General features: G+C 74.8%; 13 protein-coding genes. 7 read left to right on the forward strand and 6 right to left on the reverse strand.

What is annotated here, in order from left to right:
- Positions 1–407: 407 nt before the first annotated feature.
- On the reverse strand, positions 408–869 hold the full coding sequence (locus tag IO30_RS0138475) for a hypothetical protein (RefSeq protein WP_031151132.1): 462 nt from the start codon (positions 867–869) through the stop codon (positions 408–410).
- Between the two features lie 112 nt (positions 870–981).
- Between IO30_RS0138475 and IO30_RS0138480 the strand changes: the two genes are divergently transcribed.
- The gene (locus tag IO30_RS0138480; RefSeq protein WP_037896395.1) at positions 982–1,275 is read left to right on the forward strand and encodes a hypothetical protein; all 294 of its coding nucleotides are present in this window, start codon (positions 982–984) and stop codon (positions 1,273–1,275) included.
- On the opposite strand, the gene IO30_RS0138485 is transcribed toward IO30_RS0138480, so the two are convergent.
- The 3 genes from IO30_RS0138485 to IO30_RS0138495 form a co-directional block, all read right to left on the reverse strand.
- Positions 1,251–1,808 (reverse strand): AAA family ATPase, encoded by a 558-nt coding sequence (locus IO30_RS0138485; protein ID WP_037896397.1) that lies wholly within the window; start codon positions 1,806–1,808, stop codon positions 1,251–1,253. The genes IO30_RS0138480 and IO30_RS0138485 overlap by 25 nt on opposite strands.
- Positions 1,809–1,811: 3 nt before the next feature.
- A complete protein-coding gene (locus IO30_RS0138490; protein ID WP_031151138.1) occupies positions 1,812–2,657 on the reverse strand; it encodes a MerR family transcriptional regulator in 846 nt (281 codons plus the stop codon).
- 76 nt (positions 2,658–2,733) lie between these two features.
- Positions 2,734–3,198, reverse strand: a complete 465-nt coding sequence (locus IO30_RS0138495; protein WP_031151140.1) for a hypothetical protein — start codon at positions 3,196–3,198, stop codon at positions 2,734–2,736.
- A gap of 288 nt (positions 3,199–3,486) precedes the next feature.
- Between IO30_RS0138495 and IO30_RS42505 the strand changes: the two genes are divergently transcribed.
- Positions 3,487–4,320, forward strand: a complete 834-nt coding sequence (locus tag IO30_RS42505; protein WP_051858831.1) for a peptidoglycan-binding domain-containing protein — start codon at positions 3,487–3,489, stop codon at positions 4,318–4,320.
- A 41-nt stretch (positions 4,321–4,361) separates the two neighbouring features.
- Here the strand turns inward: IO30_RS42505 and IO30_RS0138505 are convergent, their stop codons facing one another.
- A complete protein-coding gene (locus IO30_RS0138505; RefSeq protein ID WP_031151144.1) occupies positions 4,362–5,105 on the reverse strand; it encodes an SDR family NAD(P)-dependent oxidoreductase in 744 nt (247 codons plus the stop codon).
- A 170-nt stretch (positions 5,106–5,275) separates the two neighbouring features.
- On the opposite strand from IO30_RS0138505, the gene IO30_RS0138510 reads away from it, so the two are divergent.
- The 4 genes from IO30_RS0138510 (at position 5,276) to IO30_RS0138525 (ending at position 10,790) form a co-directional block, all read left to right on the forward strand.
- The gene (locus tag IO30_RS0138510; RefSeq protein ID WP_031151145.1) at positions 5,276–6,352 is read left to right on the forward strand and encodes an RNA ligase (ATP); all 1,077 of its coding nucleotides are present in this window, start codon (positions 5,276–5,278) and stop codon (positions 6,350–6,352) included.
- Positions 6,353–6,411: 59 nt separating this feature from the next.
- A complete protein-coding gene (locus IO30_RS0138515; RefSeq protein WP_031151147.1) occupies positions 6,412–7,011 on the forward strand; it encodes an HD domain-containing protein in 600 nt (199 codons plus the stop codon).
- 141 nt (positions 7,012–7,152) lie between these two features.
- Positions 7,153–9,702, forward strand: coding sequence for a glycoside hydrolase family 3 C-terminal domain-containing protein (locus IO30_RS0138520; protein WP_031151149.1), 2,550 nt, complete (start codon positions 7,153–7,155; stop codon positions 9,700–9,702).
- Between the two features lie 17 nt (positions 9,703–9,719).
- Positions 9,720–10,790: a LacI family DNA-binding transcriptional regulator gene (locus IO30_RS0138525; protein WP_051902852.1), complete on the forward strand. Its 1,071-nt coding sequence runs from the start codon at positions 9,720–9,722 to the stop codon at positions 10,788–10,790.
- A gap of 434 nt (positions 10,791–11,224) precedes the next feature.
- On the opposite strand, the gene IO30_RS0138530 is transcribed toward IO30_RS0138525, so the two are convergent.
- Positions 11,225–12,535: an ROK family transcriptional regulator gene (locus IO30_RS0138530; RefSeq protein WP_031151153.1), complete on the reverse strand. Its 1,311-nt coding sequence runs from the start codon at positions 12,533–12,535 to the stop codon at positions 11,225–11,227.
- A 194-nt stretch (positions 12,536–12,729) separates the two neighbouring features.
- On the opposite strand from IO30_RS0138530, the gene IO30_RS0138535 reads away from it, so the two are divergent.
- Complete coding sequence (locus IO30_RS0138535) at positions 12,730–14,049, forward strand: ABC transporter substrate-binding protein (RefSeq protein WP_031151155.1); 1,320 nt, start codon at positions 12,730–12,732, stop codon at positions 14,047–14,049.
- Positions 14,050–14,055 lie beyond the last annotated feature (6 nt).

Below are 14,055 nucleotides of genomic sequence, written 5' to 3' on the forward strand. Positions count from 1 at the left end.
CGCCCGCGCGGGGCACGCCGTCCACGCCCAGGCAGATGCCGAACACCCGGTCGTTGCCGGTCCAGCCGTTGACGCCGCCCCGGTTGTTGCCGATCTGCACGCGCCGCCGTGCGGCGTCCACCGCCAGCACCAGGTGCAGGTACACGGTGCCGTGGACGCGGGCCAGGACGATGTCACCGGCCTCGATCCGGCGAGGGTCGGCCGGACCGACCCGCACCCGCTGCCCGGACCGGATCAGCGGCACCATGGAACCGCCGGTCGGACGGAACTCCACCGTCTCCCCCCGGCCGGTACGTTCCGCCATCGCGTCGAGCATGCCCATGCGCCGAGTCTGCCGCCGCCAGGCGCCCGTGGCCAGCGAATATGTCGGGGCGGTGCGGTCCCGGGGCCGGCTGTCCGCCCCCGGCTCAGCGGCGGGGTTCCACCTCCAGGAAGCGGCGGTGGCGTGGGCCCCGGTAGAGCAGGCAGTCCCAGCCCAGGGGCTCCAGTACCGCCGCGCAGGCCGTCAGCCGTTCCTGTTCCTCCTCGGCCGCGCCGCTGCCAGGCGCACCGAGCCAGGTGACCTCCGTCCGGCCCGGCCCGCCCCCGGCGGCCGCGGCCACCCGGTATCCCGTCCGGGTGCGCCGCCCCTGCGCGTCCACCGCCGACGCCGGGATCCCCGAGGCCTCCAGCGCCAGCGCCACCGCTCGCTCCGGCTGCCGTACCTCCCACGCCGCGGGAACCCCCGCGCCCCCGGCGCCGTTCACCAGACGGCGGATCTGCAGCAGCCCCTCGTACGCCGTCCGCAGCACGGCCTCGCGCCCGAGCCCCGGCGGTACGGCAGGGCCGTCGCCGGTCGCCGGTTCGAAGCCCTGACCGGGCACCGTCATCCCCTCACCATCCCCTCACCCCGCACGTCCGGGCCCGTCTGAGTACCTCATGCCCAACGGCCTGAGTATCCGCCCCGATTCCCCGCCGCGCCGCCGCTGGTCGAATGGGGGCATGACGTACGAAGCCCCGCGCAGCGAGCCCCGCCCGCGCATGCAGCACGTGACCACCGCCGGTACCGCCCTGGCCGTGGCCCTGGTCCCGCTCGTGGTCGGGGTGCTGCTGGCGAAGGGGCTCGCGGCCGACCCGATGACCCCGGTCAACGCCCTGATCACCGGCGGCGGTCAGCGGGCCGGTCTGCCGCGGGCGGAGTGGCGCCGCCGCGGCCAGGCCACCGTCCGCCGCCTGCGCACCGCCCGGCGCGGCACGGCCCGCCGGTGTGCTCAGGCCTGCGGCCGCCGCCCCTGAGCCCCGGGAGGGCCCCCCTGCGCACGCAGCCACGCCTCGGCCTGCCGCGGCGTCCGCAGGTGCACCACGCGCAGCGGTGCGAACCGCGGGTCCCGGGCGCGCCGGGCGATCTCCTCGCGCCGCGGCCCGTACTGCGCCCATGCCCACCAGGCGGGATGGTCGGCGCGCAGCCACTCCCGCCACGCCTCGCGGTTCCCGCCGAACAGCCGCTCCCGCAGCAGGCTCCGGCGCAGCGAGCGCAGCAGCACCCGGCGCATCACAACGTGCCGCGGGTGGTCCAGCCACACCACGGTGTCGGCCCGCTCCCACAGCAGGTCGCGGACCTCCGGGTAGCCGAGCGAGTCGAACACCCACCGCTCGGTCCCGGCGAGGCGGGCCGTCTCCCGGACGAAGTCCGGGTCGACGGCCCACCCCGGACCGGAGAACCGCAGCGCGTCCAGCTCGTGGAAGGGCAGCCCGAGCCGCCGCTCCAGGGCGCGGGCCGCCGTGGACTTGCCGGCCCCGCTGATCCCGACGACCAGGACGCGCCGCACCCGTTACGCCCGCGGTCCGTCGGCGAGGGGCTCCTGGAACTCGACGACCCACTGCTCGGGGTCGTCCGGGCAGGCCAGGCTCAGCTCACGGGCGTACCCGGCCGAGTGCTCCCCGCTCGTGTCGATCCACCGGGCCAGCGCCTGGACCGTCGGCAGGATGGCGTCCATCGCGCCCCGGTGCACCACGGTCGCGGCCCGCTCGACCGCGGGCAGCGTGACGATCCGCACCCCGCCGCCGAGGTCCTCGGCCCGGACCGAGGCCGCCACCGGAAGCCCGGCGTGCACCCGGACCGCCCCGGCGCCCGCCTCCGGCGCGTCCTCGTAGCAGGAGGTGGCGGGGCCGCTCGCGGCCACCCCGGCGGTCTCGAACCGGCGGCACAGCTCCTCGTAGAGCGGACCGATGACCGGCCCGATGTGCTGCGGCTCGAAGCTGGCCGCGATCTCCGTCAACTCGGCGATCCGGACGGCCGGGAGGCTCTTGACGACGATGTCTTCAGCAGGCATGGAACCCTCACTTTCGATGGTCCGGAGCCTCGCCTCGACCTGCCGCAGCCCCGCTCGCGCGGCGGCCATGGCGCTCTCCAGCTCGGCCTGCCGCAGTCGCAGCATGCCGCGCAGCTCCTCCGGGCCCACGCGCTCGTCGAGGATGGTTCCGACCTGGTCCAGGCTGAAGCCGAGTTCCTTGAGCGCGATGACACGGTTGAGGCGGGCGAGTTGCCCTGCCTCGTAGAAGCGGTAGCCGGTGAAGGGGTCGACACGTGCCGGGCGCAGCAGACCGAGCGCGTCGTAGTGACGCAGCATGCGGACCGACACCCGGCCGTGCTTGGCGAAGTCTCCGATGGTGAACATGACGTCTTCCAGTGCAGGGTCTGACACAGGGGGAGGGTCAAGACTCGCACTCGTACGTGTTCACCCGGCGGCGGGGTCAACGGCCGTACTGCCTCAGGCACAGGTCGACGATCGACGGCGGTACGGCGTCCCCCGCGGCCGCGCACAGCTCGTCCATCCGGGCGGGCAGGGCCGGGTGGCGGTGCGGGTGGGCGGCCGTGGGCTTCGGCGGGCGCACCCGCCGGGGCGGCACCTTCGGCTTCGCCTGACGTCCGGTGGGCGGCCGGGCGGCCTTGCCGGGGGAGCGTGCCGGACCCGGGGTGCTGCCGTCGGCACCGGAGTGCACTCCTCGTTCCGGATCGGCTTCCGGATCGGGTCCGGGCGCGGGCAGCTGCCCCAGCGGCAGCGGTGAGGAGGCGGGGACGGGCGGCGGCGCATCGGGCACGCCGACGGGCGGTACGGGACCCCGTACCGGCACCGGAGCCTCCGGCCCCACGGACACGCAGCCGGCGCTCGCGAGGAGCGCGAGGAGGGAGAGGGGCACGGCCCGGCGTAACTGCATCGGGCCAGCTTGCCGCACCCTCCGGCCGGCCCGGTCCTCCACCTCACGCGTCCGGGTGACGCGGGTCCGCCACGGCCGCACGGATTGCGGACCGATAAGGGCAGTTCGGACATCAGGCTTGACCGGGCATGTGCAAAGGGGACAGAGTGCGCCCGATCGAGAACCACCGCATGAGCCGCACTCGGAGACCCCAAGATGTCCATATCGGTCCGCTCTTCGCTCGCCCCGGCCCCGGCCGGTGGTTCTCCCGAGTCCTGCCTCATCCGCTTCGCGGCCTGACCGGTCGCCGTGTCCCACCACTCCGAAGAGGACGGCGTCGTCCCCGACGACCTGCTCGTGCGCCCGTACGTCGTACCCGTGGACCGGGCGTCCCCGCCGACCGTCACGCCCTGGCCGCAGTCCGGACCCGTTCCCGTGTCCTTCCGCGTCCCCGAACGGGCTCCGGCGTACCCGGCCCCGGAGCCGGACCGGGATCCCGACCGGGGCCCGGGCCGTGGCTCCGGAGCGGAACCGGGCCCGGCGCCCCTCAGGACGACCGGCTCCCGCGCACACCGAAGGACCGACGCCCGGGAAGGCGGCCGCCGGTCCCCGGTCGCCGCCCTTGCCCTGCTCGGCCTCGGCGCGGCCGGTGTCCTGGCGTATCTGTTCAGCACCCCCGGGGCGGCGGACCCCTCGCCCTCCGATCCCTCGCCAGGGCTCACGCTGGCCGTGCCCGCGCTCCCCGACGGCAGCGCCGACGGGGGCGCCCCCTCGCCCGAAGGCTCCGCCTCCGGCGCCCCCTCGGCGTCGTCCGCCTCTGCTTCCGCTTCGCCTTCCGCTTCTGCTTCGGCCGCAGCCTCCCCTTCGGCTCCGTCCGCGTCCGCTTCGCCCAAGGCCGGCGCCGCCGCGAGCGCGTCGGCCGGACAGTCCGCCTCCGGGACGCTGCGGATGGGGGACAGCGGCGAGGCGGTGCGTGACCTCCAGGAGCGGCTCTACGGGCAGGGGTTCACCTACGTGTCCACGACCGGCGTCTTCGACAGCCAGACCAAGCGCGGGGTCGCCCAGCTCCAGCGCGACCGGGGGATCAAGGGCGATCAGCCCGGGGTCTACGGCCCGGCCACCCAGGCGGCCTTCGGCGGCTGACCCGCGCCGGGCCGGCCCCCGGCCGGGTCCCCGTCCGCGCGTCAGCGGCCGCCGGACACCCGGAGCACGGCCCCCGTCGTGTAGGAGGCGTCCGCGGAGAGCAGCCAGGCGATGGCCCCGGAGACCTCCTCCGGCCGGCCGGGCCGCCGCAGCGGGATCCCGGCGGCCGCCCGGGCCGGACGGTCGGGGTCGCCCATCGCCGTGTGCATGTCCGTCTCGATGATGCCGGGAGCCACCGCGTTGACCCGGATCCCGTCCGGGCCGAGTTCCTTGGCGAGCCCCACGGTCAGGGCGTCGGTGGCCGCCTTGGTCGCCGCGTAGTGCACGTAGTCCCCGGGGCTGCCGAGCGTGGCGGCGGCGGAGGAGACGTTCACGACGGCCCCGCCGCCCGCCTCCGCCATGTCCCGTGCGGCCCGGCGGCAGCACAGCAGGTACCCGAGGAGGTTCACCTCCACCACCCGCCGCAGGTCCTCGGTGCGCGCGTCGGCGAGCCGCCCCAGCGGGCCGGTCACCCCGGCGTTGTTGACGAGCCCGGTCACCGTGCCCAGTTCGCCGCCGGCGACGTCGAACAGCCGCTCCACATCGGACTCCTGCGCGGTGTCGGCGCGCACCGTGACGCAGCGGGCACCGGCGGCCCGTACCCGCGCGGCCACGGCCTCGGCGGCCGAGGCGTCGCGGAGGTAGCCGAGCGCCAGATCGTGGCCGTCGGCGGCCAGCCTGAGACAGGTCGCCGCACCGATGCCCCTGCTGCCGCCGGTGACGACGGTGACGGGCCGAGCCGGCATACGAGCCTCCTCAAGTGTGGTGAGCCGCGGCAGGCTAACACCGCGATAAGCGGTGGACCAGCGCAAATGCCGGGGCCGAGACTGGGCTTCACCGGTGCGGGCGACCACCGCACCCGGTGAGAACGCCCTGCCCGGACGCCGCCCGGCCACGAAACTCCAGGAGCCCAGCCATGTCGACCTTGCGGGTCACCGCCGAAGAACTGACCGTCCACGAGCACCCGAACGCCGACGCCCTGGAACTGGCCCAGGTGGGCCTCTACCGCGCCGTCATCGCCAAGGGGGCCTACCGGACCGGCGAGTTCGCCCTCTACATACCCGAACAGGCCGTCCTGCCTGCCGATCTGATCGAGGAGCTCGGCCTGACCGGCCGGCTCGCCGGAGGCTCCTCGGACCGGGTCAAGGCGGTCCGGCTGCGCGGCGAACTCTCCCAGGGCCTGGTGTGCAGGCCGCGCGCCCTGGCCGACGTCGACCTCGCGCAGGCCGCCGCGGAGGGCACGGACTTCGCCGGACTGCTCGGCATCACCAAATGGGCGCCACCGGTCCCCACGACCATGAACGGCGACGTGGAGTCCGCCCCCGACCTGCTGCCGTGGGTCGACATCGAGAACCTCCAGCGCTACCCGAAGATCTTCGAGCCCGGCGAGCAGGTCGTCCTCACGGAGAAACTGCACGGCACCGCCTGCCTGTTCACGTACGTCGTCCAGGACGAGCGGGTCCAGGTCACGTCCAAGGGGTTCGGTTCGAAGGGACTGGCCCTCAAGGAGGACGAGCGCAACCTGTACTGGCGGGCCGTACGGGGCCACGGCGTCGAGGCCGTCGCCGCGGAACTGGCCGCCCGGCTCGGGGCGACCCGCGTCGGGATCTTCGGCGAGGTCTACGGGAAGGGCGTCCAGGACCTGGCGTACGGCACCGAACCGTCCACCGCCGACGTGCCGCCCGCCTACGCCGTCTTCGACGTCTCCGCCGAGATCGACGGGCAGGTGCAGTGGCTGGACCCGGCCGCCGTGCTGAAGGACGGCGAACTGCCGCTGGTGCCGCACCTGTACGAGGGCCCGTACGACCTGGACGTGGTGCTGGAGCTGGCCAGCGGCCGGGAGACCGTGTCCGGGCGGGGCCTGCACCTGCGGGAAGGCGTCGTCATCCGGCCGCGTACCGAGCGCTACAGCCCGGTGGTCGGCGGGCGCGCCATCGCGAAGGCGGTCAGCCCGGCCTACCTGACCCGCAAGGGCGGCACGGAGTACGAGTGACCGGCCCTGGCGGCGGCGTGCTCGGGGGAGTGGTCGGCGGCCGGTTCTAGGATGATCCGATGACTGTCGCCGATTCCCTGGAGCGGGCGCTCGGCGCCCCGGGCGGGCCCGCGCTGCGGCCGTTGCCGCCCGTCGTGGCCACCCTGCTGCGGACCCTCGCCGCGCCGCCGCGGCTCGCCGCGCACCTGCGGCTCGTGCACGACGTCGCGCACGAGCTGACGGACTGGACCGCCGGGTACGCCCCGGGACTGGCCGTGGACCGGGAGGCCGTGCTCTTCGGGGCCGCCACGCACGACATCGGCAAGGCGGTGCACCCCGAGGAGCTCGCCGGGCCCGGCTCCGCGCACGAGCCGGCCGGGCGGGAACTCCTGCTCGCGCACGGGTTCACCGAGCGCGAGGCCCGGTTCGCCGCCACGCACGCCACGTGGGCCGCGCCCGGCGTGAGCACCGAGGAACTGCTCGTCAGCACCGCCGACAAGGTGTGGAAGGGCAAGCGGGTCCAGGACCTGGAGGACCTGCTGGCCGGCCGGCTCGCCGCCGCGGCCGGCGCCGAGGCCTGGGAGGCCTACCTCGCGCTGGACGAGGTGCTCGAACGGATCGCCGAGGGCGCGCACGGACGGCTGGGCTTCCAGGCCGAGTTCGGTGTGCACGGAGGCTGAGACGCCTTCGGTGCAAGGGCGTTGACAGGCTGAGGGGCGGCCGGGGATCATCCGGGAGAGCGCTCTCCCGGTTCCGTCCCTCAGCTCCGTCCCTCAGCTCCGTCTCCCGTCTCCCGCCTCCGGGCGAAAGGGGCCATCGGCATGCACGTCGACCCGGACCGGCTCGCGGACAAGCTCGACCTGCACGCGGGCGTACGGCTGCTGACCGGCGCCGATACCTGGCGCACCCACCCCGAACCGAACGTCGGGCTGGCCGAGATGGTCTTCTCCGACGGCCCGGCGGGGGTGCGCGGACCCGGCTGGGACGAGCGCTCCACCTCGGCCCTGCTGCCCTGCGCCGGGGCGCTGGGCGCGCTCTGGGACGAGGAACGGGTGCTGCGCCTCGGCGCGCTCCTGGGCGACGAGGCCCGCCGCAAGGGGGTGCACGTGCTGCTCGCCCCCACCCTGAACCTGCACCGCAGTCCGCTCGCCGGACGCCACTTCGAGTGCTACGCCGAGGACCCCCTGCTCGCGGGCCGCACCGGGGCGGCGCTCGTACGGGGCATCCAGTCCCGGGGCGTGGCGGCGACGGCCAAGCACTACGTCGGCAACGACTCCGAGACGCAGCGGCTCACCCTCGACGCACGGATCGCGGAACGGGTGCTGCGCGAGCTGTACCTGGCGCCCTTCGAGGCCGCCGTGCGTGCCGGTGTCTGGGTGGTGATGTCCGCCTACAACGGGGTCAACGGGGCGACCATGACCGAGAGTTCCCTGCTCCAGGAGCCGCTCAAGGGGGAGTGGGGCTTCGACGGTGTGGTGGTCTCCGACTGGGGCGCGGTCCGGTCCACGGTCGCCTCGGCCCTCGCGGCACAGGACCTCCTGATGCCGGGCCCGGACGGGTCGTGGGGCGAGGCCCTGGTGAAGGCGGTGGGACACGGCCGCGTACCGGCCGCGGCCATCCACGACAAGACGACCCGCCTCCTGCGCCTCGCCGTCCGAGTGGGCGCCCTCACGACCCCCGAAGCCGCCACGCCGCCGGGCGCCGCCACTGGCCCCCACGCGCCTGCGCGGCCCGCCGCCGGCGCCGCCACAGCGGCCGGGGCTGCCACCAGCGCTGAGCCCGGCACCGGCACCCGCGCTGAGGCGGCTCCCGGTTCCGGTGGGGTGCGGGGGCTGCTGCGGGAGAGTGCTGCCGCGAGTTTCGTCCTGTTGGAGAACCGGGGCGCGCTGCCCCTGGATCCCGGTGCGCTGACCAGCCTCGCCGTCATCGGGACGCACGCTGCCCACCCCCGCGTCCAGGGCGGCGGCAGCTCCGAGGTGTTCCCGCACGCCGTGGTCACTCCGCTGGCCGGGCTGCGTGCCGCGCTGCCGCCGCAGATACGGCTGCGCCACGCGCCCGGGCCGCCGCCCCTTGGTCCCGAGGCAGCGGTGGGCCCGGCTGCGCTCGGTGCACCGTACGCCCGCGACCCCGCGACGGGTGCCCCCGGCGTAGGGCTGCGGGTGCTGGACGCCGCCGGAGCCGTGCTGTACCGCGCGCACCAGCCCTCCGGCCGGGTCCTGGAGCCCGAACTCCCCCCGGGCGCCCACACCGTCGAGCTGCTGGCGGAACTCGACCCCGACGTGAGCGGGACCTGGACCCTCGGCCTCGGCGGGTTCGGTGCGCTCGGCCTCGACGTGGACGGGACGACCGTACTGGCGGGGGAGTTCCCGCCCGAGAGTGACGATCCGGCCGTGGTCCACATCCACCCGCCCCAGCGGACCGTCCGCGTCCGGCTCACGGCCGGCCGGCGGGTCCAGGTCCGCGCGCACCGCCGGCTGGACCCCGGCACCGGGCGGGCCACCGTCCTGACGGCCGCCCCGCCCGCCCCCGACCCGGCGCGGGCGCTCGCCGAGGCCGTGGCAACCGCCAGGGGCGCCGACGCGGCCGTGGTCTTCGTCGGCACCACCGAGGGCGGTGAGTCCGAGGGCCGCGACCGCACCTCGCTGCACCTGCCCGCCCCGGCCGACCTGCTGGTCCGGGAGGTCACCCGCGCCAACCCCCGTACCGTCGTGGTCGTGAATTCCGGCGGGCCCGTCGAACTCCCCTGGCGCGCGGACGCCGCCGCCGTCCTCCTCACCTGGTTCCCCGGCCAGGAGGCCGGGCACGCCCTCGCCGACGTCCTCCTCGGCCACGCCGAACCGGGCGGACGGCTCCCCACCACCTGGCCCGCCACCCTCGCCGACGCCCCCGTCCGCACCACCCGGCCCACCCGCGGGGTGCTCCCGTACGAGGAGGGGCTGCACATCGGCTACCGCGCCTGGCTACGGGCCGGCACGGTCCCCGCGTACTGGCTCGGCCACGGACTCGGCTACACCAGCTGGGAGTACGAACGGCTCGGCGCGCCCCGGCGGCTGCCGGACGGCGGCCACGAGATCACCGTCGAGCTGCGCAACGCCGGTGCCAGGCGCGGCCGCGAGGTGGTCCAGCTCCACCTGGCGCGCCCCGGCTCCGCGGTCGAACGCCCGGTGCGCTGGCTCGCCGGGTGGGCGGCGGTGGAGGCGGGGCCCGGGGAGCGGGTGGCGGCGTCGGTACGGGTCCCTCCGCGGGCCCTGCAGCACTGGTCCGCGGACCGCGGCGGCTGGGTGACGGAGCCGGGCCGGTTCACGGTCCTGGCGGGCCCCAACGCGGGGAACCTGCCGCTCCGGACAGACCTGGAGTGCGCGGGTCCGTAGGCCGCTACAGTGCGGCCATGGACACGGGGCGGGGCAGGGAAAAGGGTGCGGCGCCGGGTACCGGAACGCCGCCGACCCTGGAGGACGTGGCCCGGGCAGCCGGGGTGTCCCGGGCCACGGTGTCGCGGGTGGTGAACGGGGTCCGCAATGTGGATCCGGCCATCCAGCAGGCCGTCCAGCGGGCCGTCTCGGCCACCGGGTACGTGCCGAACCGGGCGGCCCGTTCGCTGGTGACCCGGCGCTCCGGGGCCGTGGCGCTGGTGGTGTCCGGCGCGGGCTCGGAAACCACGGGGGAGCGCGACGCGTTCGCCTCCCGGGTCTTCCAGGACCCCTTCTTCGGCCGGGCCGTCAGTGGGGTGGTGCGGGCGCTGCGGCCGCGCGGGGTGCACCCGGTGCTCATGCTGGCCGACACCTATGTGGACCGTGCCGAGGTGCTGGCCTACCTCGGGCAGGGCAGTGCGGACGGGGCCCTGCTGGTGACCACGCACCCGCGGGACCCGCTGCCGGGGATGCTGGCGGTGGCCGGACTGCCGGCCGTGCTGTTCGCCCGCCCGGCAGCCGGGGTGCTGCTCGACCACGTGGACCTGCGGCACGGCGAGGGCGGTGCGCTGGCCGCCCGGCACCTGCTGGCGCGGGGGTGCGGCCGGCTCGGGGTGATAGCGGGCCCGGCGGACGTCCCGGCGAGCCGGGAACGGGTGGCGGGCTTCCAGGCGGCGGCGGCCCGCCGGGTGCCGGTCGCCGAGGGCGACTTCACGCTCGAAGGCGGCGAGCAGGCGATGCGCGGCCTGCTGGCCCAGCGGCCGGACCTGGACGGGGTGTTCGCCGCCAACGACCTGATGGCGCAGGGGGCGGCGCTGGTGCTGCGCGAGCACGGCCGCCGGATACCCGAGGACGTGGCGGTCGTCGGCTTCGACGACTCGAGCGCCGCCACGGCGTGCCGGCCGAGGCTGACGACGGTGCGGCAGCCGGTGGAGGACATGGCGGCGGAGATGGTGCGGTTGCTGTTGGACCGGGTCGGGGGTGCCGCGGGGGCCGAGCCGCGGGGCGTGCTGTTCACCCCGGAACTGGTGGTCCGAGCCTCGTCCTGACCCTGTCCCGCCCCTGACGGGGCCCGGGCTGCGCCGAGCCTTTCTGGGGCTCCGCCCCAGACCCCGCTCCTCAATCGCCGGAGGGGCTGATTTTTGCCTCGTTGCAGCGGGGGCTGTCCGGTACGGGTCGGGGAGCGGTGCCCCTCCGGGGTATCTCCTCGGCTCGCGCACTGAGCCCCGTCGGACACGTTCGGCCCTGGTTGCGCGCTCGTCCTGCGGGGACACCCCCGGCCAGCACATCCAACGCCCCGCCTGGGCAAAAATCAGCCCTGCCGGCGCTTGAGGCGCGGGGTCCGGGGCAGAGCCCCGTAGCAGCGGCGCCGCAGGCGGGACACCACCCCACGGCCGAGCCCCGCACGGGACACCGCGGAGCCCCGTAGCAGCGGCGCCGCAGCCAGGCCACGACCCCACCGCCGAGCCCCGCAGGGACAGGGTCAGACCCCGCGGCCCGCCGCCCCGCTCCGGACCTCCAAAGACTTCCGCCAGCCCGGCTGTTCCACGGCCGGCTCCGCCGGCACACGGCGGCCGCCCGTGGCGAAGAACGCCGACAGGGGGAGCGTGGCCGCGCCGACCGTGACCGCGTCCGGGCCCAGGGAGCCCATGCCGATGCTGACCCGCCCGGCGGGATGGCGCAGGGAGTAGCGCGTCGCGTGTTCCCGTACGGCGTCCAGGATGTGCGGGCCCAGCATCAGTCCGGCCCAGCCGCCGATCAGGATCCGCTCCGGCTGGAAGAGGTTGATCAGGTCCGACAGTCCCGCGCCCAGGTACTCCGCCGTCTCCTCCAGCACCTCCACGGCCACCGGATCCCGCGTACCCGCCGCCGCCAGCAGGGCGGCCAGCGCCTCCTCCTCGTCCGCCAGGTCCCCGGGGCCGCCGCCGCGTTCCGCCCACCGCGCCAGCAGGGATTCCGCGCCCGTGTAGGCCTCCAGGCAGCCCAGGGCTCCGCAGCGGCAGCGCCGGCCCCGCACCGAGACCGTCAGGTGGCCCCACTCCAGCGGGGTCCCCTCCGTCGTGCCGCCGTCCGGCGAGCCGTCGGTGATCAGGCTCGCGCCGACGCCCGAGCCGAAGAGGACCACGACCGCCTCGCGGGCCCCGCGCCCGGCGCCGAACCACATCTCGGCCTGGCCGAGGGTGCGGGCGCCGTTGTCGATGATGTACGGGACCTCGTCCGGGAGCGCCCGGGTGGCGCGCAGCAGGGCCTCCAGCGGGACGGCGTCCCAGCCGATGGTCTGGCCGTGCACGACGGCGCCGCCGGGTGCGTCGCGGTCCACTATGCCGGGCACTCCGACGCCGACGCCCAGCAGCCGCTGCGTACCGGCCCCGGCCTCGGCGAGCACGGCGGCGATGCCGGCCTGGATGTGGTCGACGATCGGGCCCACGTCGTAGCAGCCGCGCGGCGTCAACGGCATCTCGGCTCGCGCCAGTTCGGTGAGGGCGAGGTCGAACAGCTCGACGCGCACCCGGGTTTCGCCGACGTCGACGCCGATCATGTGGGCGCTGCCGGGTGTCACACGCAGCAGGGTGCGGGGCCTGCCGCCGTCGGAGTCGACGACGCCCGCTTCCTCCAGCAGGCCGTCGGCGACGAGTTCGCCGACGACGTTGCTGACGGAGCCGGAGCTCAACCCGGTGGCGGGTCCGAGTTCCTGACGGCTCATCGGTCCGCCGAAATACAGCCGCTGGAGTACCGCGCTGCGGTTGCCACGCCGCAGGTCCCGCACCGTTCGTCCGCTACGACCCGTCGTCATGTGGCTCCTTCCGCCCCGGCATCGCTCGCAACATACCCTTGCGCGACCCCTTGACGCGACCCTTTCGCGAGGCTTAACTCACGTCCTAAATTAAGGCCTGGACAAAAACAGTCGCAGCAGAGGTCCCGCGCAGACGACGCACGGTACTTCCTCGCCGGCCTTTCCCCGACCTCGCCGAAAGGGGCCGATCCGTCATGCGCAGAACCCGAGCCGCAGCCGCCGTCGCCGTCACCGCCTCCCTCCTCGCCGCCGCCACCGCCTGCGGAGGCGGGTCCACGGACAACGCGGGCGGCTCCAACACCGCCCCGAAGGAGCTCACCTACTGGGCCTCCAACCAGGGCCCCGACATCACGGCGGACCAGGCGACCCTCGGCCCGGAGCTGAAGAAGTTCGAGGAGCAGACCGGCATCAAGGTCAAGCTCGAGGTCGTCCCCTGGTCCGACCTGCTGAACCGGATCCTCGCCGCCACCGCCTCCGGTCAGGGTCCCGACGTGCTCAACATCGGCAACACCTGGTCCTCCTCGCTCCAGGCCACCGGAGCGCTGCTGCCCTGGAACGCCGAGCACTTCACCGCCATCGGCGGCCGGGACCGCTTCGTCGAGTCCGCCCTCGGCTCGGCGGGCGCCACGGGCAAGGACCCGGCCGCCGTCCCGCTGTACTCGATGTCCTACGCCCTCTACTACAACAAGAAGATGTTCCAGGAGGCGGGCATCGACAAGCCCCCGGCCACCTGGGACGAGATGGTCACCACCGGCCAGAAGCTGTCCAGGGACGGCAAGTGGGCCCTGGGCGCCGAGGGGTCGAACCTCTCCAACAACATCCACCAGGCCTTCGTCCTGTCCAAGCAGCACGGCGCGGAGTTCTTCGACGCCTCCGGGAAGCCCACCTTCGACACCCCGGGCAACGTCGAGGCCGTCAAGCAGTACGTCGACCTGATGGCCAAGGACAAGATCATCGCACCCGGCAACGCCGAGTACGACAAGAACCAGTCCCTCCAGGACTTCGCCAACGGCAAGACCGCCATGGTCCTGTGGCAGAGCGCGGCCAGCAGCTTCAAGGCGCACGGCATGAAGGAGGGCGACTGGGGCGTGGCCCCCGTGCCCGTTCCCGCCGGAGGCGCCCCCGGCGCGGGCAGGAACACCAACTCCATGGTCGCCGGCATCAACCTGGCCGTCTTCAACAACACCGACAACATCGACGGCGCCCTGAAGTTCGTGAAGTTCATGACCAGCGACGAGGAGCAGAAGATCCTCAACAAGACCTACGGCTCCATCCCGCCGGTCAAGGCCGCCCAGTCGGACCCCGCGTTCGGCAACGAGGACCTCACCGTGCTGCGCAACACCCTGTCCACCAGCGCCGCGCCCCTCCCGCAGGTTCCCGAGGAGTCGCAGTTCGAGACCGCCGTCGGCACCGCCGTCAAGGAGCTCTTCGCCGACGCGGCGGCCGGCCGCCCGGTGACCACCGAATCGGTCAAGGCCAAGCTCACCAAGGCCCAGCAGCAGATGGCGAACTGAGCACCC

Source organism: Streptomyces xanthophaeus, from assembly GCF_000725805.1.
Taxonomy (GTDB): Bacteria; Actinomycetota; Actinomycetes; order Streptomycetales; family Streptomycetaceae; genus Streptomyces; species Streptomyces xanthophaeus.